Origin of the sequence: Bacteriovorax sp. PP10, from assembly GCF_035013165.1 — a bacterium.
Classification (GTDB): domain Bacteria; phylum Bdellovibrionota; class Bacteriovoracia; order Bacteriovoracales; family Bacteriovoracaceae; genus Bacteriovorax; species Bacteriovorax antarcticus.
This window is the reverse complement of sequence record NZ_JAYGJQ010000002.1, coordinates 951,836-977,250: the sequence shown is the minus strand read 5'-3', so window position 1 is coordinate 977,250 and position 25,415 is coordinate 951,836. Positions and strand designations below refer to the sequence as shown.

Annotated in this window: 23 protein-coding genes; 10 read left to right on the top strand and 13 right to left on the bottom strand. The window is 39.0% G+C overall.

Annotated features, from left to right (window positions below):
• The first annotated feature begins 123 nt into the window (after positions 1 to 123).
• Together SHI21_RS14790 and SHI21_RS14785 are read left to right on the top strand one after the other, a co-directional pair.
• Complete coding sequence (locus tag SHI21_RS14790) at positions 124 to 1,371, top strand: hypothetical protein (RefSeq protein ID WP_323577512.1); 1,248 nt, start codon at positions 124 to 126, stop codon at positions 1,369 to 1,371.
• A 6-nt stretch (positions 1,372 to 1,377) separates the two neighbouring features.
• A complete protein-coding gene (locus tag SHI21_RS14785; protein WP_323577511.1) occupies positions 1,378 to 1,992 on the top strand; it encodes a hypothetical protein in 615 nt (204 codons plus the stop codon).
• Here the strand turns inward: SHI21_RS14785 and SHI21_RS14780 are convergent.
• The gene (locus SHI21_RS14780) at positions 1,989 to 2,675 is read right to left on the bottom strand and encodes a penicillin-insensitive murein endopeptidase (RefSeq protein ID WP_323577510.1); all 687 of its coding nucleotides are present in this window, start codon (positions 2,673 to 2,675) and stop codon (positions 1,989 to 1,991) included. The two genes, SHI21_RS14785 and SHI21_RS14780, sit on opposite strands and share 4 nt — an antisense overlap.
• A gap of 246 nt (positions 2,676 to 2,921) precedes the next feature.
• On the opposite strand from SHI21_RS14780, the gene SHI21_RS14775 reads away from it, so the two are divergent.
• Genes SHI21_RS14775 through SHI21_RS14765 form a run of 3 tightly spaced genes read left to right on the top strand, consistent with a single transcriptional unit; the run spans position 2,922 to position 4,829 of the window.
• On the top strand, positions 2,922 to 3,398 hold the full coding sequence (locus SHI21_RS14775; protein WP_323577508.1) for a hypothetical protein: 477 nt from the start codon (positions 2,922 to 2,924) through the stop codon (positions 3,396 to 3,398).
• A complete protein-coding gene (locus tag SHI21_RS14770; RefSeq protein ID WP_323577507.1) occupies positions 3,391 to 4,170 on the top strand; it encodes a hypothetical protein in 780 nt (259 codons plus the stop codon). Before SHI21_RS14775 ends, SHI21_RS14770 begins: the two co-directional genes overlap by 8 nt.
• 44 nt (positions 4,171 to 4,214) lie before the next feature.
• Positions 4,215 to 4,829 (top strand): glutathione S-transferase family protein, encoded by a 615-nt coding sequence (locus SHI21_RS14765; RefSeq protein WP_323577506.1) that lies wholly within the window; start codon positions 4,215 to 4,217, stop codon positions 4,827 to 4,829.
• A gap of 40 nt (positions 4,830 to 4,869) precedes the next feature.
• On the opposite strand, the gene SHI21_RS14760 is transcribed toward SHI21_RS14765, so the two are convergent.
• Complete coding sequence (locus SHI21_RS14760; RefSeq protein WP_323577504.1) at positions 4,870 to 6,192, bottom strand: phospholipase D-like domain-containing protein; 1,323 nt, start codon at positions 6,190 to 6,192, stop codon at positions 4,870 to 4,872.
• Positions 6,193 to 6,359: 167 nt separating this feature from the next.
• Here SHI21_RS14760 and SHI21_RS14755 point away from each other — a divergent pair, with 167 nt between their 5' ends.
• The 3 genes from SHI21_RS14755 (at position 6,360) to SHI21_RS14745 (ending at position 8,724) form a co-directional block, all read left to right on the top strand.
• A complete protein-coding gene (locus SHI21_RS14755; RefSeq protein ID WP_323577503.1) occupies positions 6,360 to 6,875 on the top strand; it encodes an NADPH-dependent FMN reductase in 516 nt (171 codons plus the stop codon).
• Between the two features lie 62 nt (positions 6,876 to 6,937).
• Positions 6,938 to 7,789, top strand: coding sequence for an alpha/beta hydrolase family protein (locus tag SHI21_RS14750; protein WP_323577502.1), 852 nt, complete (start codon positions 6,938 to 6,940; stop codon positions 7,787 to 7,789).
• 80 nt (positions 7,790 to 7,869) lie between these two features.
• A complete protein-coding gene (locus tag SHI21_RS14745; protein ID WP_323577501.1) occupies positions 7,870 to 8,724 on the top strand; it encodes an alpha/beta hydrolase family protein in 855 nt (284 codons plus the stop codon).
• Here the strand turns inward: SHI21_RS14745 and SHI21_RS14740 are convergent.
• The 3 genes from SHI21_RS14740 to SHI21_RS14730 form a co-directional block, all read right to left on the bottom strand.
• A complete protein-coding gene (locus SHI21_RS14740) occupies positions 8,717 to 8,986 on the bottom strand; it encodes a peptidylprolyl isomerase (RefSeq protein ID WP_323577500.1) in 270 nt (89 codons plus the stop codon). The two genes, SHI21_RS14745 and SHI21_RS14740, sit on opposite strands and share 8 nt — an antisense overlap.
• 9 nt (positions 8,987 to 8,995) lie before the next feature.
• A complete protein-coding gene (locus SHI21_RS14735; protein WP_323577499.1) occupies positions 8,996 to 10,033 on the bottom strand; it encodes a M14 family metallopeptidase in 1,038 nt (345 codons plus the stop codon).
• Between the two features lie 75 nt (positions 10,034 to 10,108).
• Positions 10,109 to 10,399 carry a hypothetical protein gene (locus tag SHI21_RS14730; RefSeq protein WP_323577498.1) on the bottom strand — a complete coding sequence of 97 codons (291 nt, stop codon included), beginning with the start codon at positions 10,397 to 10,399 and terminating at the stop codon, positions 10,109 to 10,111.
• A 313-nt stretch (positions 10,400 to 10,712) separates the two neighbouring features.
• On the opposite strand from SHI21_RS14730, the gene SHI21_RS14725 reads away from it, so the two are divergent.
• Together SHI21_RS14725 and SHI21_RS14720 are read left to right on the top strand one after the other, a co-directional pair.
• Positions 10,713 to 11,969, top strand: a complete 1,257-nt coding sequence (locus SHI21_RS14725) for a carbohydrate porin (RefSeq protein ID WP_323577496.1) — start codon at positions 10,713 to 10,715, stop codon at positions 11,967 to 11,969.
• 27 nt (positions 11,970 to 11,996) lie between these two features.
• Positions 11,997 to 13,100 carry an ABC transporter ATP-binding protein gene (locus SHI21_RS14720; RefSeq protein WP_323577495.1) on the top strand — a complete coding sequence of 368 codons (1,104 nt, stop codon included), beginning with the start codon at positions 11,997 to 11,999 and terminating at the stop codon, positions 13,098 to 13,100.
• Here SHI21_RS14720 and malG read toward each other — a convergent pair whose 3' ends face one another.
• From malG to SHI21_RS14680, 8 genes are all read right to left on the bottom strand, one after another.
• Positions 13,101 to 13,994, bottom strand: a complete 894-nt coding sequence (gene malG / locus SHI21_RS14715) for a maltose ABC transporter permease MalG (RefSeq protein WP_323577494.1) — start codon at positions 13,992 to 13,994, stop codon at positions 13,101 to 13,103.
• Between the two features lies 1 nt (position 13,995).
• A complete protein-coding gene (locus SHI21_RS14710) occupies positions 13,996 to 15,399 on the bottom strand; it encodes an ABC transporter permease subunit (RefSeq protein WP_323577492.1) in 1,404 nt (467 codons plus the stop codon).
• A complete protein-coding gene (gene malQ, locus SHI21_RS14705) occupies positions 15,390 to 16,865 on the bottom strand; it encodes a 4-alpha-glucanotransferase (RefSeq protein WP_323577491.1) in 1,476 nt (491 codons plus the stop codon). The genes SHI21_RS14710 and malQ overlap by 10 nt, the downstream gene beginning before the upstream one ends.
• 3 nt (positions 16,866 to 16,868) lie before the next feature.
• Positions 16,869 to 19,466 (bottom strand): alpha-glucan family phosphorylase, encoded by a 2,598-nt coding sequence (glgP, locus tag SHI21_RS14700; protein WP_323577490.1) that lies wholly within the window; start codon positions 19,464 to 19,466, stop codon positions 16,869 to 16,871.
• 14 nt (positions 19,467 to 19,480) lie between these two features.
• Complete coding sequence (locus tag SHI21_RS14695; RefSeq protein ID WP_323577489.1) at positions 19,481 to 22,330, bottom strand: alpha-amylase family glycosyl hydrolase; 2,850 nt, start codon at positions 22,328 to 22,330, stop codon at positions 19,481 to 19,483.
• Positions 22,331 to 22,431: 101 nt separating this feature from the next.
• Positions 22,432 to 23,595, bottom strand: coding sequence for a maltose/maltodextrin ABC transporter substrate-binding protein MalE (malE, locus tag SHI21_RS14690; protein WP_323577487.1), 1,164 nt, complete (start codon positions 23,593 to 23,595; stop codon positions 22,432 to 22,434).
• On the bottom strand, positions 23,573 to 24,511 hold the full coding sequence (locus SHI21_RS14685) for an ROK family protein (RefSeq protein ID WP_323577486.1): 939 nt from the start codon (positions 24,509 to 24,511) through the stop codon (positions 23,573 to 23,575). Before SHI21_RS14685 ends, malE begins: the two co-directional genes overlap by 23 nt.
• Before the next feature lie 74 nt (positions 24,512 to 24,585).
• Positions 24,586 to 25,296: a superoxide dismutase gene (locus tag SHI21_RS14680; protein WP_323577484.1), complete on the bottom strand. Its 711-nt coding sequence runs from the start codon at positions 25,294 to 25,296 to the stop codon at positions 24,586 to 24,588.
• Positions 25,297 to 25,415: the final 119 nt, after the last annotated feature.

Genomic DNA, 25,415 nt, shown 5'->3' with positions numbered 1-25,415 from the left:
TTTATTTTCTTGAGGTGATTCAGTTTATTACTTACTTAACGCTTTTAACAAATTTAAGTTATCTTGACCTTTGTCATGAACGTGATTAGAAACTTATGCCTCGCCTTTTATTGGAGAAATCATATGAAAATCCTTTTAACAATTCTTGTTGTACTTTTTACAGTTTCAACAAAGAACGCATCTGCCGCTGTTTGGGAAGACACAAACTCATGGTCAATCGACTACGAAAATAAATTTACGACATGGATGGGAAGTACTTCTGTTCGTGAAGGAATGTTTACTGACAAATCATCTCCCTACTATGGAGTGAACACTGACTGTGCTGATACTGCTTACGCTCTAAGAGCTGTGTTTGCTTATGAAAACAAACTTCCATTCGCCATCATTAATCCTTCTGGGTCTCGTGACATCAGTAAAACTCTTAACAACAAATCAAACAAGTTTGATTACGCTGGCGCTGAGAATAAAAGATTAGTGGCATTGATCACTGAAATTGGTGAATCAGTTGGAACAGAAAACCTTACTCGTTACGACACTTACCCAATCGCTATTAAAACAATTAAAGGTGGATCACTATTCACTTATAAAATGAAAGCGAAATTTGGAAAATTCATTCGTCACACTTACAACATCAAAGTTGTAAACCCGGTTGGAACTTATGACGTTATCTACTCTACTCAAGCAAACCACGAAAAACGCGGTGACCTTCTAAGAAGAAGAGACAGAGAATTTGAAAACCTTCCAAGTGATCCATGGGGATACAGAAGATTCAAATGGCCTGAACATTTAGGTTTAGGACTTGAAGTAATTCCTGCTGAACTTGGTGCTTCGACTGAACAATTTGCTCTGGCAAATTCATTAGGATCGGGATTCTTTAAATACGTAAGCAAGCAACTGGCAACGACGACTGAATCATCAGGAGAGCGTCTGACACGAGTTTTCAATAACGTTTGTCAGGAAGCTCAAGCACGTATCATGTACGTTAATGAAGCTCTGGAGTTCGCTAAAAAAACAAACAATGCATGTATGGACTACGCTGCGTTTGATGCTTACTCAACACCTGCTCGTGATGGCGCTCTAAAAGATATGTTCTTAAACTTAGAATCAACTTTTAAAGGTGCTCAGTCTCAAGGCGGAGTGGACCCAGTTATTCTTTCATTCGCTGATTATATCTTCACTGGAAAAGGATCAGTTCAAGCTGAACTTCTTGCTGCTTGTCCAATTGCATACCGCGATGGAGCGACAATTGACCTGGCAACTTTCTGGAGTAGAATGAAAAACGATCGTATGTCTAGCCACCCGAACGACATTGTTGGAGTTCGCTGGGGAGAAACGACAAAACCACTTACGAAATGCAAACGTTGGTATTAATTTTTAATGAAATCTAAAAAGAACATTTTAATCATCGTTCTGGCAGCACTCGTTGTTGCCAGAATTGTGATTGTTGTACTGGAAAATAAAAAGGCAGATCATACGCTTTTATCTCCTACTGCAACCCCTGCTGAAATTCAGGTTATCAACCCTGATGCTAATCTCTCAAAGGCCCCTGAAGAAGCTGTGACATCGCAAAACCCGGCCGTTCCAAGTGATCTTTGCCAATCAATGCGCGATCATTATCAAACTCTTAGTGAAGTTCAAAAGATGGAAAAAACGTCAATTCGTTTTGTGAATATTCATAAAAAAGTTGATGGTGTGGTTTATAGAACGAGATTCTTCTATAAAGATTCAAGTGAAAGTGAAATCCCTACTTATCTTCTTTACCGTGAAGACCATAATGAAGAAGATCATTTAATTGAAACATCACCTTATAAAAAAGGCCCTCAATACTTAAAAATTGAAAAGGCCCCTGGAACAATTATTTATACTGAAGAAGGTGTGAATATTGGAGCAGATCAGGATCTATTCCTTCACTATGAAAATAAAGTTTTAAAAGACCTTCAGGGTGTCAGTCCCCAAAGGCCTGAAAAAGACTTTATCGAGTGCCGTTTTTAACAGCCAGTTCCCACTGGGACTGCCGCCTGTGCTTTACACTTTAAATCCGTTGTCGGGCATTTTATACGCATATGAAAGTGATTTGTATGAAGCTTCTCTACACGAAGACGTCTTAGTGTTTCTTTCGTCTCTGAATCATTTAATAAATTATTTTTCTTAGCATACGAACAGAAATGATTTTTAATCGCGGCATCAACAAAAATGCGCTCTGTCGGCGTATTCATAATTAAATGCTTAAACAGCGCCAGGTTTCTTTCTGTATTAAAGTTTGCTGTCACCACTCCACCTTTTACAAACTCTTCCTGCCAGTAAACAGCAGTCTGTGATTGAAGATTTCCATTTCTGGTTAAATAAACGATGTCAGCATCCAGTCCATTTTGGTGACTGCCGTGTTCTTTTAAGGCCCCGCCATTTTTATTGGCGATATCTCCAACCTGTAGCATTTCAGATTCTGGAAATTCCTGGCGAACAAAGTCAGCAGCATCACTGATGATGTCTTGCATTTCCTGAGTTCCAAAAAATCTTCCTCTTTGAAGAAATAGTTTTCTTATTGGTGTCCCGCGATCCTGAATCGACTCCGCATCTTTAATACTTCCTGCTGAGTAATACCCAATGGCCTCTGAAGCCTGTATTGCAGTCGTTTGAATGAATATGAATGCAAGAATCAGTGCTGATTTTTTCATCGCTCTCTTCCTAGAAATAGGGTTTTTATAGATGACTCTATTTTACCTAAGCTTTGGAATCGTTTCTCTGAGGGGAAAAAAGTGAGCTATGATAGCGGACTAATCCACTTTCTTTTATGCCATGTTGTTGGTTTTGAGTTCATTTTTCAACTATTGTAGAGTTATACTTGTCTATACTTTAAATTTAGGAATCAAACACTCTTGAATTCATTAATTATTTTACTCTGCGTCCTCCTCTACTTTGTTTTGATCATTGTTTTTTCTCTATTTAAAAAAACATCGCAAGGAATCGACAATCAATACTTAAATCTCATCAAACCCTTAATCCCTTCGTGGAAGTTCTATGATGACTTTGAAGAAACGCGCTTGCTTTTCTACCGTGCCAAAACCACCTCCGAAGAAACTTTTAATGAATGGGCACCGTTATACCAAAACCCTAAGGCCACATTCTCATCACTTTTTGTGAACCAGGGAAACCTGATGCTGGCGGCACAGTCCCACATCCAGCAACTCCTGCACGATATTGAAGTTCACGACGAAACAAAACCATTCGAAGACACTCTAAGTTACAAGATCACGCAAAACCTGGTGATCTATGCAATTAGAAAAAAATACCCGAAATCTTTTTACTACCAGTTCAAGCTTGCTTCGGTAGATGAAAAGGCCCATCCGCGTGAAGACATTATCATCTCTCCACTTTATCAAGAGGGATTTGATGACTGATTCACACAACGTTCTTGTTTTAATTGCCCGCTTGATGGGAATCGCAGTGATGTTTCAATCGCTGGAATTTATCAAGATGAAAGAAAGTATTACTGAGACTGGTATCTGGCGCTGGAGTCAGCTGCGTACTGAGTATTTATTTTTGCCTAAAAAAATAGTCAAGGCCCTCGACTGGATAATGACTGACAAGCGCTTCATCGAAATGATGACGATTCGTTTTGCAGCGGCCATCATCACAATTATCTATCCAAATATTTTTGTTATTTTCTTTATTCTTTTTTTCTCAACTTTCATGATCACACTGCGCTGGCGTGGATCTTTTAATGGTGGAAGCGATTACCTGACACTGATCATTCTTCTTTGTCTTTCAATCGGATTTCTTCACCCACTTCTTGCCAAGGCCGCACTTTGGTATATTACGTTGCAAGTGATCAGCTCATATTTTTTAGCAGGTCTCTATAAAATTAAAGAAACGAAATGGAGACTGGGCACAGCAGTTTATGGATTTGTTTCTTCACCAAACTACAAAACACCGCGCTTCATTGTCGAAAAAAGCAGGAATCCTGCATGGGCACAGGCCATTGCATGGTCGATCATACTTTTTGAATTATCTTTCCCGCTGGTTCTTTCACTTCCTTGGCTTACCAATTTCTACCTTATAGCAGGCGCCATCTTTCATTTAGTTAACTTTATGACATTTGGTCTCAATCGCTTTTTCTGGGTATGGTGCGCAAGCTATCCGGCACTCTATTACTGTGGCCATTTAATTTAAGGCATCGTATCTTCAATATCACTAACTCTAACAAGGATATTGGAATGATTACTCTTTACGGATCTGCACGTACAAGTGCTGGTAGATGTCTGTGGTGTTTAGAAGAAACTGGTGTCGCTTATGAAAATAAGAATGTCGACATGAGAGCAAAAGAACATAAGTCAGAAGCTTTCTTAAAATTAAATCCAAACGGAAAAGTCCCTGCAATGGTTGATGGAGATGTCACTCTTTTTGAATCAATGGCAATTAACTTTTACCTTGCTGATAAATATAAGCCTGAGCTTCTTGGACTAACTCCAGAAGAGCGCGCTCTATCATACCAATGGAGTTTCTGGGCCTCTTCAGAACTTCAAGACCCAATTATTCAGGTCTTTATTCAAAAGGTTTTCATGCCGGAAGAAAAAAGATCTCAAGCTGTGATTGATGAGAACTTAGCAAAGCTTCCAGCTTTCTTCGAAACTCTAAACAATGCTCTAGCTTCAAAAACATATTTAAACGGAAAGACATTTACTCTTGCTGATTTAAACACTCACACTGTTGTAAGCATTGCTCCACATGTTGGTTTTGATTTATCAAAATACAAGAATGTTGATGCGTGGATGAAAGCGATTAGTGATCGTCCTGCTTATCAGGCATATTCAAAACTAAGAATGGGATAATATAAAATAAAAAGGGAGCTTAAAGCTCCCTTTTTTTATGCTAATAAATTTCTCTTAAAATTCCTTCCACTATCTTCATTCTCAGGATCTTAATCTGCATCTTGTACTTTTCATACTCCTGCTCTAAGAAATTTAAGTCCGCTTTCATCGTGATGGCCGGATTCCCTGACTCATACTCAAAAACTTCAATCAATCTATCTGCTATCGGTTTCGATTTAAACTCAATGGCGATTTCATTACTGACGGCCGTACTTCCCACACCAAAGTTATGAGAACCTACGATCACATGGTCTTCATCAAAGATCATCACTTTCTCATGCACGTAATTGAGTTTCTGATTTCTCTGCCATTGGTGAAGTTCTAATCCATCCTCTACTAAATCCATCGCATCCGGGATTGAATAAATATAACCATAGTTGCTTGAGAACTTTGCTGATTCATAGCTGTTTGTGATCATTTCGATAGAGTCACCTTCAGCAAGACTGTCTTCTAAAAACTTTTTATATTTTGGAGTAGGGATAATAAAATAGTTATAAGCGCGAAGTTTTTTAAATTCAATCTTCGTCACTGTATCTAAAATATCATCTTGTTGAGTTAAACGTTCTGATCTTGATAACCCTAATTCTTTTTGGTGAATTAAAGCTTCATGAGATAAAATTCTCGCGTCTTCTCCACCAGTAAATCCAGCTTGCTCCGGGAAGAAGTTTGCATCTTTAGAAGAGAATTCCAATTTTTTATACTCTTGTACACATTGAGAATCTACACTATCGTTTTGATTACAGTGTGTACTAATTCTTTGATCAATAATAAAGTCGAACATTCTTTTAAAATGATCTTGAACTTGGTTCACTACCGGCCCTTCCATTAAGACTTCAAGATCTTTTCCAGAAAGACTACTATTAGAAGCATTTCTTCCACCGATAATTGCTTTTTCACCATCGATAACAAAGATCTTCTCATGAAGGCTGTTGTTCACTGAAAAAGAAGTACCTGGTGTCAGTGACAGGTAACTATAAGTTGCATGATTTTTAGATTTTAAATTAAGATTTCTTTTTCCTTTTCCTAACGGATCAGTTCCAAGTGTAGCGATATAAGAAGTCAGGATTCTCACTTCAACTCCACGATCGTGCGCTTTATTTAATTCAACAGCAAGACGTGCGGGGACAGCAGAGTCATCCCAGAAAAAAGTAACAATGTTGATATGGTGTTTTGCACTTCTAATCAGTTCAACTTTCAAGTCGACAGACGTGCGTGGATCTTCTATCAACGATAGACGATTATTGTGAGTGTAATCGTAGACCTTCGAATAGGCACTCGATGACAAGCACAGTGACAATAGTAACAACCCAAGTAAATTCCTCATGCACTCATGGTATCAGAACCAAAAATTCTAGGTGCCTTCTTGAAAAGATTACAGTGGACGAATACTAGACCTAAAAACATCAATAAAATCTATTAGTTAAAGGCTTACTTTTTGGTAACTAAACCTTTCTACTTTCATTTTTAAGGCCATTAAGGTAAATTCTTGGGATGAAAAAAATATGTGTAATTACAGCAAGTGTCGGGAAAAATTTAGAACTAGCTGAGGCAATAGTAGCTCACCTTAAAAAACATGGTGCAGATGCTGGCCTTTTAAATCTGGTAGAACTAGATCTTCCTCTTTATTCAACAGTAGCAGAAACTCGTCATCAGGCAGAAGTCTTAGTTGCTCCTTTTAAGGACAGACTAGCGGCCGATGCTTTCGTGTTTGTTTCTCCAGAATACAATGGATCAACTCCACCTGTGTTCAACAATTTTCTTGCTTGGGTAAGTCGCTCAACAAAAAATTGGCGCGAAACTTTTAATGCTAAAACTGGTGTCGTAGCAACAGCAAGTGCTGGCAACGGAATCCAGGCCATTAACATTATGAGAATGCAGTTATCATTTATTGGAATGAACATCATGGGGAGACAACTAATCTCTACTATGAGCAGACCTGCTCCAGAAGCTGAAGTAGAAGGGATTTGCCTTCAACTTTTAAGCACTATTCCAAATAAAGCTCTATAAAAAATCATTGTATGGCCGTGGTCTAGTACCACGGTCTATTTTTTTGGTTTAATGTCCAGTTCATGAAAACATTAATCGCCATTACTCTCTTCACTATATTGACTCAAACATACGCAGCTGACTCAGTCACGGCCGTGGATTCTAAACGTCACTACGATATTTATCAGATGAAGACTGAAATTCCTGAAGGAAATTTTGAAGCTTCAATCTATCTTCCTACAACAACAAAAATTAAGGCCATGCTGGTACTAACTCCAACGATTGCTGGAGTTACGATTATTGAAAAATCAAACGCTCAGTATTTTTCTAAAGCTGGCTACCTTATCATCATCCCTCTTCCTTATAAAAGCGAAGTGGATAGTGCTAAACCAGATATCGTGAAACTTGATGATGAATTTTATAAACCTGCTTTTGCTGCTGATAGCTTCATTGCTCTCTCTGAAACAAAATTTAAACTACCAGTGAATCTTCCGGTCTTTGCCATGGGTGCAAGTCAGGGTGGTATCAGGACATTAATCATTGCTTCTCACTCAGCGCGAATTACCGCTTCATGGTTTGCAACGGCCGGTGGAGACTTCCCTGCTATTTATGCTCGCTCAGTAGTTGAAAAGATTGCCAGCTTCAGAATGAAGCATATGAAAGTTTTAGGGATCACTGATCCAAGAGAATATGAAATTTATCTAAGAGAGCATTTAACTCATGATCCGGCCACTGCATGTGCCGACATCAAAACACCATTCGTTCAAACAATGACTTTAAGAGATGATAAAGTTCCTACTGCCAATCAAGAACTATTGGTAAAAAGTTGTCCGGAACATATGATACTAACACTTAATACTGGACATGTTGCAGGATCACTTTCAACAGTGAACTGGCGACATAAAATCAGACGTTTCTTTGAAGAATCACTGTAGAAAACTCTTCTATAAAAAAACTTTTTTTGTCATAAATTAATTTTCTTGCAGCTTCCATTTTTCAGGCCTAGTTTAGTTTTATGAAGCTGTTTATGATCTCTCTCATATTCACTTTACTCTCTCAGACCCCTGCATGGGCCTCTAACCCAGCAGACACCAACAAAGACCGTGATTATAGTATTTTTGATCTAAAAATAGAGGTGAACTCTACTTCCTACAAGGCCTTCGTTTATCGTCCTACAAAATTAAAAATCAAAGCACTCTTAATCATCTCACCAACAATTAAAGGAATGACTTCCATTGAAGAATCCAATGCGCAGTATTTTTCTAAACGAGGATACGTAGTGATTGCGACTGAACAATTTTACACAGAACTCAATAGCCCAAACCCTGATCCGGAAAAACTCAATGCGGATTATTATAAACCAGCACTGGCCGCCATTAGTTTTATAAATGCTGTTGATCAAAAACTAAATCTTCCTGAAACGCTTCCCATCTTCGCTTTAGGTGCAAGCCAGGGAGGAATTTTTACTCTTATTATCGCTGCTCATGTTCCCAGAATTAAGGGCGCATGGTTTGCTGTGACCGGTGGAGATCTACCGCATATTTATGCTTACTCTGATGTTGAAGAGCTGGCTAAATTCAGAAAAAACCATATGAGGATTTTAGGAATGACTAAAATGAAAGATTATGAAGATTATTTAAGACTGTATCTAAAAAATGATCCGACAATTTCATGTAAAGAAATCAAAGTGCCATTTCATCAAACGATTGCGTTGAGAGACACATCAGTCCCTACAAGTACGCAGGAACTTCTGGTTGATGAATGCCCACCTCACGATATTTCAAGAAAAAACATGAATCACGCAGCAGGCACAGTCACCACCGTCCTCGAGAGACAACAGATTATGGATTATTTCGATGACCTTATTTAGTTCTCTTAATTAAGTGAAAACCAAATTGAGTTCTTACTGGTTCAGAAACTTCACCTGGAAGAAGAGCAAAGGCCGCTTTCTCAAACGATGGAACCATCATTCCTTTACCGAACTCTCCAAGATTCCCACCCTCTTTTCCAGACGGGCAAGTTGAAAAATCGCGTGCCAGGTCTTCAAATGAAACACCTTCTGAAAGCTTCTTTTGGATGTCTTTGATTTCGAATTCTTGGTTAACTAAAATATGCTGTGCTGTAACTTTCATGAGAACTCCTTAATTAAAATATTCTAAAAATGTCCAAACCATTTCGCGTGCTTCAGTGGTAATTGCCGGGATCTTATCCCAATGAGGAATCTTTTCTTTTCCTAGTTCAGCAGCTACTGCTTTTGTTCCTGTTTTCCAGTAAAAGTAATCTGCACTACTTCCTTCTGCAACATAAATTGTTGTTGAAATCTGACCAGCTTTGTATTGATTGTCTTTTGCCATTGAGACAACAAGATCTTTAAATGTAACAACGTCAGCTGCGTTTGTAGGAGCTTTTCTTGTATAACCCCAAGGGTACATCACAAGTTTTCCATAAGCGTGCAGATCAAGCGATCCCGTAAACTTCACTTTATTTGTCAGGTCCATCATCGACTGAATAACATCGACAGTTTTGTTATTCGGTTCATCCGGCCACGGGTAAGCTCTGTTCGGGTCCATGTTTTGTACATATCTTTGGCGCGCTTCAAAACTATCAGCACTCACTACTGGGATAATATAAATATCGCGTCCATCAAGAATTTTTGTCAGACGAGCATCAACTCCATAACCTTTTAGTAACTCTCCCGTTAAATTGAAGAGAACTTCCGTTGTAATTAATTCATCACCGTGAGTTGCGGCCGTGATCATCAGCCGAGGTTTATTTTCTCCACCAGTTGATAATTTTAAAACATAAAGGTTGCGCCCTTGTTTTGTTACGCCATAAGTTTCCAGTGTCGCTAGATTTTTAAAATCAGCAGCAAACGCTTTCAGGTCATTTTCAACCTGTGCGTAATTTCTATAAACGGGAATGGCCTTATCAGCAGTTTCAGAATGAATGTTCTTTTGTAATAAAACAGCATGGGGTGCCAGTTTTAAAAACTCGGGCACACGCTCTTCCAGAACATAAACTTCAAAACCCTTTTCTAATTTCTGAACAACTTCAAATTGCTTGGCAATCTTATTCATCTTTAAAGGATTAACTGAAACCTGATAGCTTCTGATTTGTTCAGCAGCTAAAGTGACATTTACAGCAAGGAGTAACGACAAAAATAATAGTTTTCTAAACATGAGATCTCCGCCAAAGGCATTGTGTGCCTTAAGTCTGACAAAGATTCCATGTTTTGAAAACTAATGAAAACTATCTTATGTGTTTCGGTACATACGTCTTAACTTCTGCTGGTTTGAATAGCGGGAGTCTTTAGAGTTAGTGCCTTTTAATTTATAATGCTGCTCATGATATTTCTTCCTCTTCTTCCACTTACTCCTGTCATAGAGTTTGGTTTTCTTTCTTTCCTGCTCACGCTTTTTGCGTGACTCATATAAACGTTCGATTTGCGATTCATTAAGAGAGGATCCCTCATCCCTTATTGAAACGCGTCTGACTTCAACTGCGTAAAAACTTAATAACCCTATGATGAGTTTCTTTATGAACATAATGACCTTCTCGTGTCTTAAAGTGACAAATAATTAAACCAATACAGACATGAGAAAAATTCATGGCGAACTCCTGATATAAACGTGAATTTAGATTTTTAAATGGGGACAAAAATGGCGGGCTTTTAGATATTCATGTTGAGTATTGTGCCATTAAATCCAATAGTTTTCAACTTTCGTTTTAAGTAGCTTAAATGTGGTCTTAAATCGCCACTTCCCCCTCTCAAACAATCGCTAACACCTAACTAAAAAAGGTGGAATTTTCGTGCACTTTCTGGCAAATTTCACTTACATTTCCCAAGGGCCAAAACGTATGAAATCATTCTTTTCTTCATTGTTATTTCTTATCTTAATTTCAGGAAACGCTCGCGCTTTCGACACTAAAAATGTTGAGATGTTTGGCTATCTTCGCGCAGGAGTTGGAACCAACACTTACGGCGGCGATCAGGAATGTTTTTATAACCAAGGTGCCGGTGGTGGATCAGGAGTGGGAAGAAACGAATTCCGTCTTGCCAACGAATGCTCAAACTATCTCGAGCTTGGTTTCAGATTCAATCATATTAAAAGTGAGACAAAAAATGTCTACACACAATTTCGTATTGCCAATACAAGCCCCGGAAACGACTCTTTTGAATCAGCTAAGCAAAGCACAAACTTTGTAGAGGCCTTCGCAGAAATCCAGGGAATGAATGATCTTCCATACAGCTTTTGGGTTGGTAAAAGATTCTACCGTGACCAAGATGTTTATATCGATGACTACTACTACTTCGGAAGTATGAACGGAAACGGTGCCGGTATGGGTAACGTTGATGTCTTAGGTGGGAAATTCTCTCTTGCTTACCTTCGTGAAGTGACTGATACAAAAACAAACATCGGAACTCAGGGAATCACTGTGTACGATGCCCGTTTAAAAAATGTTCCATGGAATAACTCTTTAAAACAAAACTTCTGGGTAGCTTTCGGAAGTGCTCCTGAAGCAACCGATACGACGACAAAAGTAAAATACGAAAAGGCCAATGGATATATCGTAGGAACACTTCTTGACTATAACATCAATGATAATGGCTTCAACCACTTCGCTGTATTGTTCGGTCAAGGTTTAATGAACAACTTCAACCTTTACGGTGACAGTACAATCACTCTTGGAAACCAACAGAGTTCTGAGAAACGCCTGCGTTTCATCAACCACACAACTTACAACGTTAATAAAAAATGGGCCTTCCACTTATCTCTTAACCACGAGCGCTTAATGGCCGGCGGAGAGACAAAAGAGCAATGGATGGGTCTTGGGATTCGTCCGGTTTATAGAATCACTGAAACTTTCCACCTGGTAACAGAAGCTGGGAGTTCTATCGTTCAAAACAACGGTGCCAGAAGATTATCTCGCGTAACCATCGCTCCTCAATTAGGATTAAGCGAAGACATCTGGGGCCGCCCGGTTCTTCGTGCTTTTTACACTCACTCATTCTGGAATTCGAAAAACAAAGCGAACATCGCTCAAAACGCTCCTACCTATGCTGATAAAACGGCCGGTGGCGCTTACGGATTTCAAATGGAAACGTTTTTCTAAACCTTTTGATAGAAGAGATCAGTACTTATGTTACAACTAAAAAACATTAGAAAGAGCTACGATAATAAATTAACGATCATCAACAACTTCAACCTTGATATCAATCCAGGTGAATTCGTCGTTATCGTTGGACCTTCTGGTTGTGGTAAATCAACACTGCTAAGAATGGTTGCCGGTCTGGAAGAAATCACTTCAGGACAGCTTTTATTAAACGGTAAGGACATCTCTACTTTCGAGCCAAGTAAGCGCGAAGTAGCGATGGTTTTCCAGGACTACGCTCTCTACCCACACATGAATGTTTACGACAATCTGGCGTTTGGTTTAATGATTAAAAAAGTTGATCCCGCGATCATCAAAGAAAAAGTTTTAAAGGCCGCTGAGATCTTAGACCTCACAACATACCTAGAAAGAAAACCATCAGATCTATCAGGTGGGCAAAGACAAAGAGTAGCGATGGGAAGAGCGATCGTAAAAGATGCTAAAATCTTCTTATTCGATGAACCTCTTTCAAACCTGGATGCTAAACTTCGCCATAAGATGAGAGCGGAAATTAAAAAATTCCACATCGATCAAAAAGGGACATCTATTTATGTCACTCACGATCAACTAGAAGCTCTTACCCTTGCAGACAAGTTAGTTATCATCAGAGCTGGTGTGATCGAGCAAGTTGGAACACCTCAGGAAGTTTTTAACAATCCAAAAAATTCATTCGTTGGAGAATTCATTGGAACTCCTGCGATGAACTTAATCGAAGTGGATCTTGAATACAAAGATGGTGGTGTCTACGCCACTGGAAGAAACCAAGCATTCCATTTCAAACTACCAGACAATAAAACAAAGTTTCACACAGAAAAGAAAAAATCTCCAAAGACTGCAGTGCTTGGAATCCGCCCGACAGACATTATCCTTCATACAACTGAAGAAGCTGGCTGGAACGCGAAATTTGAAGTTCTCTTCACTGAACTTTTAGGTCACGAAGCAAATTTAATCTTAAAGTATGGTAATGAAGAATTAACAAGCTTAATCCCAGCTATGCATATGCCAAAAGATTTAAAGTCAGCTGAGTTCTACTTCAAGCTACACTTTGCTCACCTATTCGATAGCATTTCAGGCGAAAACCTAAACTTATAATTAACCTTTGACTCCACCGTGCGATAGACCATCTACAATGTAGCGGTGGATAGAAAAGAAAAGAAGTGAAACTGGCAGCGCTCCTAAAATCGAAGCGGCAGCAAATTGCCCCCATCGACTGGCAAAAGACTCACTGATAAAAATCTGAATCCCAACGGCAAACGTCATCTGGTCTTGCGACTTTAAAAGGATCGACGGCAAAATAAAATCCGAAAATGTACTGATGAATGTAAGTAGACCGATAACGGCCAGGATCGGCGTACACAGCGGTAAAACGATCTTATAGAAGGCCTGGAAGTGTGTGCATCCATCCATTCTCGCCGACTCTTCAATTGAGCGCGGAAGCGTATCGAAGTAACCTTTTAGAAGCCAAATATTAAAAGGTGTCCCGCCAAGATAAATCAGAATTAATCCCCAGTGCGTATCAATCCCCAACCACGGAACTCCCTGACCGATAAAATCCAGCATAAAGTAAAATGCCACCATCGCCATCATGTTTGGAAACATTTGCATGACCATCAAAAACATTAAACTCATCTCTTTGCCTTTAAACTTAAAGCGAGAAAGTGAATAAGCGGCCGTCGTTGAAAAAAGCAGCATTAAAAATGCGCTGATCACTGAAACTTTAATACTATTAAAAAGCCAAAGCATTATTGGATAAGGAGAAACAACTTTCTCCCCTAATGCGTTCACGTAAGGGATACCTAAGATATATTTCCAATTATCAAAACTAATCGCATCTGGAATAAGTCCCGTCTTAAGCGATCCACCTTTACTCAAAGAAACTGAGACGACAACAAACACCGGAAGAAGAACGATAATAGCAATCGCAATCAACATCAGATGCGACAGCAATTTATCCAGGCTTTGTTTCTTTCTATTATATCCGCTCATATTATCTCTTTAAAAGTTTTGAAACTTTGAAGTTTAAGAAAGTTAATGCCACAACAATCACAAAAATAAGCATTGATACGGCCGCGGCCATAGCGAAGTTCTGACCTTGTGATCCTTCAAATGCCAATCTATAGGTATAAGAAATTAAAATATCTGTATGCCCAATCGGTGTGCTGACATCGGACATAACCGGGCCACCACCTGTCAGAAGATAAATTCCAACGAAGTTGTTTAAGTTAAATCCAAACGACCCGATTAAAAGTGGGATCATCGCACGCAACACAAGAGGAAAAGTTAAAAACCTGAAGTTCTGAAACTTAGTCGCCCCTTCAAGTGATGAAGCTTCGTAAATTGATTTGGGAATCGACTGGATAATCCCGGTGATCACTAAAAGCATGTACGGGAATCCAAGCCACAGGTTCACCATGAGAACACTCACGCGTGCCCATAGTTTATTCTCCAACCAAGGAACCGGACTAATCGAGAAGTAACTTAAAATCGTATTCACTTCACCGAAGTCTTTATTTAACATCCCTTTAAAGATCAAGACTGAAATAAAAAATGGGATTGAATAAGGAATGATGAAAACCATTCTATAAATAAGCTTCGACTTCCCTTCCAGGTCATTTAATAAAACGGCCAGGAAAGACCCAAGTGAGAAAGTCAGAATCACTGACAGAGCGGCCCAGACAAATGTCCACGACAGCGTCTTTAGAAAAACCATATTAGTTGCAGGATCAAAGAAGAGCTCTTTGTAATTGCTCAGTCCGGTAAAAGTATAATATCCCGGGCCCACACTTTCTCCGGCCAGCTTGAACTGTCCGATCTCTGTGTCTTCCGTCAGGTTTTCACCTGTAATATTATCTTTAAACTTATCATTACCAAGACGCTCATAACGAGGTTTGATTTTTGCAAGGATGTCAGATCTAAAGAAGTAATAATCTCCAAGAGCTGGATGAACAATCTTCATCTCAGGATTCTTTTCAATTAAGTCTAGAACATCACCATTCGAAATTTTAGTTACACCGGGAGGCAGGCCTGCCATAGACCCGAGACTAATACTTTTATCTTTCGCTTTAAATTTCGCTGAAAGATTATCAACAACTAAAAGATAATCCTCCTGGTCTTTGAAAACCTGAAAATTTAAAAGCTCCGATTTCGGCTCAATCATTTTTTCGTTTTCAAAAAGCTCGATAACATTTTTGCGTTCTAGTAAATGTCCGGTCTTTAAATTCGTGAATGATACATAAATACTGTATGAGATAGGAACTAAACTAAATAGGACAAAGAGCACTAATGCCGGAAAGAAAAACTTATAAGCGTCTTTCTTTTGAAAAGCATAGATCCATATTCCAACAAGCGCTAAAACGATTGCCGAGATCGATAGTGCGTAGCTTAGCCACATACCTGCCCCTTCGTCACTGAGCGGTTGCTATCAATCGTTAATCTTCTTAAGCGTTCCCAATCGATATGCTTTGTTTCTTTAAAACTTAATTTCCATGACCAATTCGTTTCCTGAACTGTGCCTGGATAATTAAATCGTGCTTCACTTCCAAGACCTAAAAGATCCTGAACCTGAATTAAAACGATTTTCGCCGGAGTCTTTAAAAGAATATCTAAAAAGTCCCAATGATTTGGAAATTGAACATGAAGATCTTTATTAAGTGTATCTCTCTCCGATGGAGTCAGGTGTTTATACCATCCCATCAAAGTGTCACAATCATGAGTCCCTGAATAGGCCACACAATTATAATAATAATTCTGCAGCTTATGTGGGTTTGTTGAATCCCCTAATTGAAATTGGAAAACTTTCATTCCTGGGAAATTAAATTCATCACGAAGGGCCTCTACATCAGGAGTGATATAACCTAAGTCTTCAGCGATAACTTCCGGGTAATTGCGAAGGTTTTTAAATAAGTCAGCACCTGGCCCTGGGTACCACTGTCCACCACTAGCATCTGGAGCAGTGACTTCAGAAATCCAGGTTGCACAGAATCCTCTAAAGTGATCGATTCTGATAATATCGAAATAACGCTTAAGAAAACTTAAACGAACATTCCACCATTCATAGTTGTCTTTCTTTTGGTATTCCCAATCATAGATTGGTGTTCCCCACTTTTGTCCGGTTGCTGAGAATCCATCAGGAGCAGCTCCTGTCTCATATTTCATATCCAGAGTTTCTTTATCTAAATAGAACTGACTTGGATTTTTCCAAACGTCCATACTGTAATAGGAAACGAAAATAGGAAGATCTCCCACTAGCTTGATATTTTTTTTGTTAGCGTATTTTTTTAGCTCAGCAAGCTGAGTAAAACATGTGTACTGAACAAATAGATGAAAATTATATTTTTCTTTTTCTGCGGCCGTCATTGAAGCTTCAGCATCAGAAAAATGAGGCCATTTTTTCCAATCAAACCCACGAGTTTCAGTAAACGTTCTAAAAAGGCAGTAGGCCGCAATCCAGCTTTCTTCTTCTTTTAAAAACGCTTCATATTTAGGATTCGGCAAGAATTTTTCATAAGCGGTGTGAAGCATCTTTTGCTTATTTTCTGCGACTTTTTTAAAGTCTACTCTTTCTGAATTAAAAAAATACTTATTAAACGCCTGAGGCGAAATATCGTACTCTTTACTTAGAAGATCAGGAGAAATGTAGTAGTCCGCACATCCAAAGGCTGAGTCAGTTGCATAAGGGCATCCTGAATCATTTGTATTTCCGATTGGAAGAATCTGCCAATAGTGTTGGTGAGCCTCACTCATCCGGTCGATAAACTCGTAAGCAACAGGACCGAAGTCTCCTACTCCATAAGAAGTAGAGAGACTCGTCACGTGACAAAGAACACCAGAATTTTTAATACCGCCGACTTTATCCATTAATTAGTACCACATCATGTAACCGTACTCGAACGGATGAACTAAAAATTCATCATGCCCGTATACTCTGAAACGAAGTTTTTTAGTTTTAGCATCATCAGAATTGAATTTTAATTCAAAGTGACCAACACCATCTTCTAATGGACCTTTCAATGTGAATTTTTGAGTTTCGATTTTGTCAGTTTTAGAGCTGGCAATAACCGCTTCAATCACCATTGTCTCTGGCTTAATATCCCCAAGGTATAGACCAAGGTGGATGTGAGCTTGCGCCGTTTCGAATGGGCGTCCTGGAAGTGTGTACTCAGCAGGATACTCAACGTGGTGAAGTGGCGTTTTAAAACTCTTATCGAAGTTCGAGTGAACTTCAACATGGTTTCCATCAAAGTGAACGTAAGAGAAGTAAATCGTCTTCCAGTTCATTTTGAAGTAACGACGGTTATCAACGTAAGTCTTAATCAGGTCAGGGTTCTTAGCGAACTTCTCACCGTATTTAATCGCTTCGCTATAAAACTTCGTCATATAGTCTTGAACCATACGATGAGTTGAGTAACGAGAGATGTTTGTAATGAAAGACACTTTTGTTTTTTCAATCCAAGCTGCAGATGATCCGTTTTCTCCCTTTGCCTTATCAGCATAGTATAGCGGAAGGATAGTCTGCTCTAATGTATTGTAGAAATCCTGAGCGTCTTCTAAATCCTGAATGTCGTCGTTTTCGAAGTCTTTTTCTTCTCCGATTGCCCAACCATTGTTTCCATCGAATGCCTCTCTCCACCATCCATCAAGGACAGAGAAGTTCAGACCGAAGTTGATAGGCACTTTCTGTCCAGATGTTCCAGATGCTTCCATTGGACGGCGTGGGTTGTTTAACCATACGTCAGATCCAGAAACCATGTGACGAGAAATGTTCATGTCGTAGTTTTCAAGGATGATGATTTTTCCTTTGAACTGAGGCATGCGAGAGAATTTATAAATGTCTTGAATGTACTTTTGTCCTGGAACGTCTTGAGGGTGAGCTTTTCCTGAGAATACGAAAGCTACCGGACGATCTGGATTGTTAACTAGCGCTTCAAGCTTCTTTAGATCTTTAAAGATTAAAGTCGCGCGCTTGTATGTAGCAAAACGTCTCGCGAAACCAATTACAAGAGTTTTGTCATCAAGGTAGTTATCAACAGCATCTATTTCAACTTGTGGTTCATTGTTAGAAGCAAGTTGCTTCTTAAGTTGAGCACGAACCATAGTAATCATTTTAGATTTAAGTTCGATCTTTGTTGCTCTGATATCAGTATTAGCAACGTCTCCTATTTTTTTCCAATAGTCGTGGTTTGCTAATTCTTCTTCCCAACCTGTACCAATCGTCTTGTTTAAAAGATTCTTAGTTTCAAGGGCCATCCACGTTTGAACGTGAACACCATTAGTGATGAATGACATTGGGTTTTGTACTTCAGGAACATTCGGCCAAGACTCACGCCACATTTTCTGCGCGATCTTTCCGTGAAGTTCAGATACACCGTTAAAGAATCTTGCAACGTTGATGGCAAAAACTGTTAACGAGAAGAACTTGTAATCAGATTTTTCTGGAACAAGTCCAAGCTCAACAAAACGTCTCCAAGAGATATCGAATCCCTTGATCATTTTGTAGAAATACTTGTGCATTAATGGAAGGCTGAAAGCTTCGTTACCAGCTGGAACTGGAGTGTGAGTTGTAAACAGACAGTTTGCTGCTGCTACAACGCGAGCTTCTTCGAAGTTCAAGTTCTTTTCTTTCATGATGTTTTTGATACGCTCAAGTTGGAAGAAACCTGAGTGACCTTCGTTCATGTGGAAAGCTTCTGGCTCAATGTTTAGAGCTTTAAGAAGTTTTACCCCACCGATACCAAGGATAACTTCCTGAGAAATTCTCATCTCTCTGTCGCCACCGTAAAGTTTTGCAGTTAGAAGTCTGTCAGAGTCAGAGTTGTCCGGATGATTTGAATCTAGAAGGTATAATTCACTTGTACCAACTGTTGCTTTGAATGCTTGAACTTTAATTGTTCTATCAGCAAGCTCCAGAGGGAAAACAAGTGGAGATCCATCAGAACCATTAACAGTTGTAAGCGATAGATTAGCTGGATCAAATTTACCGTAAAGGTCTAGTTGTTTTCCTTCTTCGTTAATTCTTTGTGTGAAGTATCCGTTTGAATAAAATAATCCAACGAAAACCATTGGGATACCAAGGTCTGAAGCAGACTTAACATGATCTCCTGAAAGAACTCCTAATCCACCTGAGTAAATAGGAAGTGCTTCGTGAATCCCGTACTCAGCTGAGAAGTACGCGATTGGTCCTTTTGTCGTTGGGTAAGTTTTTGCAAACCAAGTCGTCCCTTTTTCTCTTCTTTCTAAGTATGTTTGTAGTCTTGTATGAAGAGTGTTGATTTCTTTTTTGATATCTTCATTTTTTAAGATCTCAGCAAGGTTTGCTGTGTTCTTTAAAACTAAAACAGGGTTTCTTGTTTCAGTCCAAACTTCTTTGTTAATTGATGAGAATAAACTCCAAGTTTCTTGAGTCCAACTCCACCAGTAATTATAGGCCATGTCTTGTAATTGCTTTTCAGTGTTAATCATAATCATGTCTCGCTTTAAAGTTTTTCTAAGCTATAGGCATAGCTTTTAATGTTAAATTTAAATAAGTATTTTCCAGCAGCAACTGTTGCTTTAATGTTTGCAGAATTCGGGATGTACGTCATAGATCCAGAAAGAAGCGACTTCACGGCTTTTGAGTCGTTCGACTTGCCAAAATCAGCTTCCCAGTTCTTTGTTCCCAACTTGAAATCAATTGTCTGCGCTTTAGCAAAAGCTAGCTCTATAATCAGTTCATCACTGTTTGCTGGATTCACTTTTAGTTCAGTTTCTTCGTTTGCCAGCCAGTTTAGGGCCAGAGTTCTAAAGTATAACTTTTTTGAAATCGTCGAAGTAGCTCCTGCTTTAAAGATATAAAAGCCCGGGCCTTTAAGTCTTAGAAGATTTTTTCTTCCACCAAGATTTGAAATGATATTTTGGAATCTTTCATCATCTCCGCCGTACTTGCTTAGTGATGAGTTCATCACTTCAGTCCACCACGTTTTATTGTCACCTGGGAATTGTACCCAAGCACCACCATTATCAACGTTGAAATTTCCAACGACAAAATAATTAGCAGTTGAAGTTCTTAACTCATATGAAAAAGTTTTAGACCCGTTATCAATGCGCACGTTTTGAGCGTCTTGATTGTTGATCTCAGGATTGTTTTTCTTGAACTTGATCATTTCCTTGAAAAACGTTTTATGTCCTGCAAATAAAGAAGCTTCGGCCTCTGTTGTGAAGTTTAGAAGTGGACCTCTTTTACCGCCAGCAAGATCATTGTAGTACCAAGGCATACGGTGTGAGCGGACATACTTGTTAATGTTCACGTTCTTGCTTGGAAATCTATTTCCTTTTTGAGCGTCAACATAGTCCCACTCGTTCTGGATGTTTAAGTCCTGAGCTAATTCTTCACCTTGATAAAATAATGAAGCACCTGGTTTCGTAAATAAAATACCGTAAGCAAGTCTTGTCGCTGCATGACTGAATTGATTGTGAATTGTTCTAAATGGAATGCGAAGATCACCCGGTTCTTCCAGAGGATTGACTCTTGAAAAAACATTATTGTCTTCAGTTTCACTACTTCTATATTTAGAAACGATTCTAATAAGAGGGTCTTTGTTTCCAATGAAGTCGTGGCTTCCAAGATAGTTGACTGTTCTTTGTGGATGGCCAAACGGATACCACACTCCCGGAGTCATTTGATGATCACTCAGGCCTTGCATTGAATGACCTAAAAAAGTCAGGTCAATCGAGCGGCTTCCTTCCGAGTAGTGATCGAATTCAAGCTCGAAGAAGTTTTTAAATCTATCGTTCCATTGAGCATCAAAGCCTAATCCATTTTCAGAGATTGGGTATGTGACCCAAACATTGTTTGGAAGCTGCTCAGCTGAGTTATAGAAGTTCGGCGAGTTTTGTCTGATTAAGTAAGTTAATTCTTGAAGAAAACGATATCCACCTTTGGTGTTATTGAAAATTGAATCCGTCATATCAAAACGGAATCCATCAAGGTGATACTCAGTGATTAAATGGATTAATGAATCAGTGATCCACTTTCTTACCCACACACTCTCAAAACGCGGCTGTGGCCCCCAGGCAGTGTCCCCACCGTAGAACTTAGACGTTTTATTTGTTTCGTTGATTGGCTCTCTTAAAAGAGTGTTATTGACGTGATTGATAACAACATCGAAGAGCACGCGCATTTTTTTAGCGTGAAGTTCATCCACCAATTTTTTCATATCCGCTTTTGTTCCAAGCGTGTTTTCTAAAATGATTAATGAATCCAAAGCGTATCCCCATGAAGCATTAAATCTGCTTTCATGAACAGGAAGAAGCTCAACTGCATTGACCCCAAGGTCACTCAGGTAAGGAATTTTTGGAATGATATCTAAGAATTTTCCTTGAACGTAAGCTCCGTCAATTTCTTTCGGGTTAAACGTTAAAGGCCATAACTGATAGATGATCCAGTTATTGTAATCAAGTGCCGTCATGCCATTAAAAGCAGCGTCGTTTTTCCAAGTGTATTCGTTGTCACGGGCAATCACTCCGCGAGGATTGATGTAACCGTTAAAGCGTCCACCTTTGTTATCGTACACAAGCTCTCTGGCCATTGGATCAATTTTAATGGGACTGAATGTATCGAAGTTTGCCACTTCAAGAGTTTCGTAGTTACCACCTTTAACGAACTGGTAGTGATACTTGTCTTTGATGTTAGCTGCTTTCATGTAAGCGTAGTGGTAACGGCGCTCATCATTTAACGGGTACTCTGAAAAAAGTTTAACTGGTTTATCAGCATTTAAAAACAGGTGCACTTCATCTGAAAGAGGCTCCCAGATTTTAAAATACACACCACCACCAACAACTGGAGTGGCCCCGAAAGATCCAAGATCAATCCATGCATCGATAGCAGAGTTTTGAGTTAAACGGTAAAGTGGAATAAGTGAGTTTGTGATTCCCTTGAAGAAATAAGGAGAGCCACTGTGAGTGTCATCAATCTGAATAACGTATTTTAATCCATTGATTGATGTGAGGTTTCTCACCTCTACTTCGTACCAACAATAATCAGCTGCATCTAAACCATAAATTTTGGGAACAGTTGGAGTTGTTAGTGCTTTGAACTTTGTAGTCGTATTGAATTTATTTTTTGAATCGTTTTTTAAAACGATACTGACTTTAGAAATTTGCTGACATGATTCTGCATTCACGCGGATTAATTGTTTAAATCCATCTGGATACAAAGTTAAATAGACTGAAGAATCATCTGTATAAAAAGTTTGAGTCCAATCGTCTTTGAATGGAGTTGCAGCTTGGGCCAACCCAATCATAACAAAACAAAATGTTAGGCATAAAACTTTATAGTTTAGTTTCATCGCTCTTTCCTTAATAGATAATATAAGTTCACCTTATATACGCGGAGGAACGCTATTTGAAAAAACAAAAATCCTATTAGAGGTGTGAATGTAAAAAATAGCTATTTGATTTGGTTAACCACGAGGTTTAAGGCCTCTTTTGCTGGCATTTTCTGTTCCAAACTCAGACTTAACGCTTTGCCCATAGCTGTCCAGACAGAACCCATTTGAGGAATATTGGGCATAGCAACACCATTTTCGGCACTTCTCTTTAAAATTTCGACCTTGGGGTCAGTTTTTGAGAGTTCATCCAGGACATCAATTCTGGCCGGAGCACGGTTATCGAACTTGTAAAAAGTGGTGATTCCTTTCTTCGAGAGAAGAAATTTTTCGATGAATTCTTTTGCACGCAATTTATTGGTACTCGATCTTCTCACCATGAATCCGTGAACACCGACAAAAGGTTTTGCGACTTTGCCTTTGAATGTTGGAAGGACAGCGATGCCATAATTCACGCGGCTTTCATTTAGGTCTTTAATCGCCCATGGGCCATCAATCATGAATGCTAATTTATTTGATTTAAAATTCTCAAAAGCAATCCCGCGGTCAGTTGATGAGGGAATGATTCCTTTTGTGTTTAGGCCTTGAAGGAAAGTTAATCCATCAATAAAGCCTTGATGAGTGATACCGATGTCTTTTGAATTTAATCCATTTGCGTCTTCACCAAAAATATATCCGCCACTCGCGTTCAAAATTGGAAATGAGAAGAAAAATGTTTTGAAGTCGTATAAAAATCCATAAATCTTTTTTGCAGGATTATTAATTTTAAGAGCGATTTGTTCGATCTCTTCAAAGCTCGAAGGTGGAGTTTTAATCATGTTCTTATTGTAGAAAAGTGCCAATGATTCAACTGCGTATGGGTAACCGTAAAGTCTTCCTTTGTACTTAAATGCTTTAAGTGAAACAGGAAGAAAGTTTTCAGTTAAAAATGGCAATTCATCAAGTGGTTCCACTAATCCTGATTGAGCAAGCTCGCCGCTTACATCATTGGCCCATAATAAAATATCGGGGCCTTTGCCAGTCAAAGCGGCCGTTTTAAAAAGTGATGTTAAGTCTTTATTTAAAACTTCTACAATGATTTTTTGTTTGTACTCTTTTTCGTAATCAACTTTGATTTCATTGATTGCTTTAGCGGCACCTTCGTTTGAAGTCCAGATAAGAACGTCAGAAGCAAAAGTGCTTTGAAGACATAATACTAAAAAACTAAGAAAGAATTTCGTTAGCATAAATCATGGCCCCAAATAGTCCGGCACTGTCACCCAGATGGTTTATATAAATGTCAGGGCAGTACTCTTTTGAAAGGAAAATATTTTCTTCCAGGTCTGTTTTTAAGTCTTCGAATAAAACTTTTTGAGCAGACAATCCCCCACCGAAAACGATGTAATGTGGGTTGAAGAGATTGTTTAAAATACTTAAGAACTGAACCAGGTCGATGCGGTAATCGATCATGGTCTGCAGAACATCGGCTTCACCTTTGTTTGCTTTTTCAAAGAGAACCTTTGAATCCATTTTCTTATTAATTGCTGTTCCTGATAAATAAGTTTCTGAGCAACCTTGTTGTCCGCAGTAGCATTTATTTCCTCCCGAATGAAGAACAATATGCCCCACTTCCAAAGCAGATCCATGTGCACCATTTAAGATTTGTCCTTTTGAAACAAATCCTCCACCAACACCAGTTCCCAATGTTACACCGATGACAATTTGTTCACTGAAAGGGACTCCACGGGCCATGGCGTAGTGTTTACCTGCTCCACCCCATGCTTCTGCTAGGGCAAAAAGATTGGCGTCGTTTTGAACGACGATGGGAATATCGGTATTTAATTTTTGTTGAAGAGTGTTTAGAACTTCAACACCAATAAGAAATTGAGTGTTGCCGTTTAACATGATTTTTGTCTTAGGGTGAATCGTTCCCGGAAGACCAATTCCAATCGCTCTAAGATCAGTTAAAGATAAGGCCGCCTCTGTGAGAAGATCTTGAATCAACTGAACTAATGACTCCATAAATGGCGTCACTTCCTGAATACATGCAATTCTTTTTTTAGCTAAAACAGCAATCGAGTGCGAACTCTCATCTAATAATGCGATCGCGCCTTCAACTTTAGTCCCGCCGACATCAAGCCCCAGATAAAACTTTTTTTCCATGGAAAATATTTACTATCTGGCGGACCTTTTGTCTATGATCACAGAGGCCAGGGCCCCTGTGATGATAAGATTTTTTAGTGAGCAGTCACTTCTCTATCGTAAGCATCTACTTGATTCCAGTTAACTACGTTCCAAACTGACTTTAAGTAATCAGCGCGCATATTTTGGTAAGTTAAGTAATAAGCGTGCTCCCAGACGTCCACAGTGAAAATCGGTCTCCCTTTTGTCTCTGCGATATCCATTAATGGGTTGTCCTGATTACTCGTTGTCGTGATGGCAAGTTTTCCGTTGGCATCTCTAATTAGCCAGGCCCAACCTGAACCAAATTGAGCGGCCCCTGCTTTTTGAAACTCTTCTTTGAATTTATCAACAGAACCAAACTGTGCTGTAATTTCTTTTGCTAATCTCTCTGGCATTTTTTGGTTTTCTTTCTCAGGAGTTAAAACGCTCCAGAAAAATGTGTGGTTCCAGTGTCCACCGGCATTGTTTCTCACTCCTGCTTCTCTACCTTTTAAGTGAGTCAGAATAGATAACAAATCTTTTTTGTCTTTTTCGGCCGCAACCAGTTTATTTAAATTATCAATGTAAGTCTTATGATGTTTGCCATGGTGAATTTCCATTGTCTTTTGATCAATCGTTGGAGCAAGAGATCCGGCCGCATATGGAAGTGCTGCTAAGACAAATGGTGGTTTTAATTTTCCGATCTCTGCCATAGTCATTGCATGACCTGTTGTGCCCGCTGTAATTCCAATAGCAGCAGCTGTTGCTAAAATTGTAGAGTTCATATTTTTCTCCTAGTGAAGTTAATACATGTAACGGTTTTATAAAGGCCGCTTAATGTATTCTTCCATGCAAGTTCGAATCCTAAAAATGCACAATATTGTCCAAATGATTCGCTTTTTTT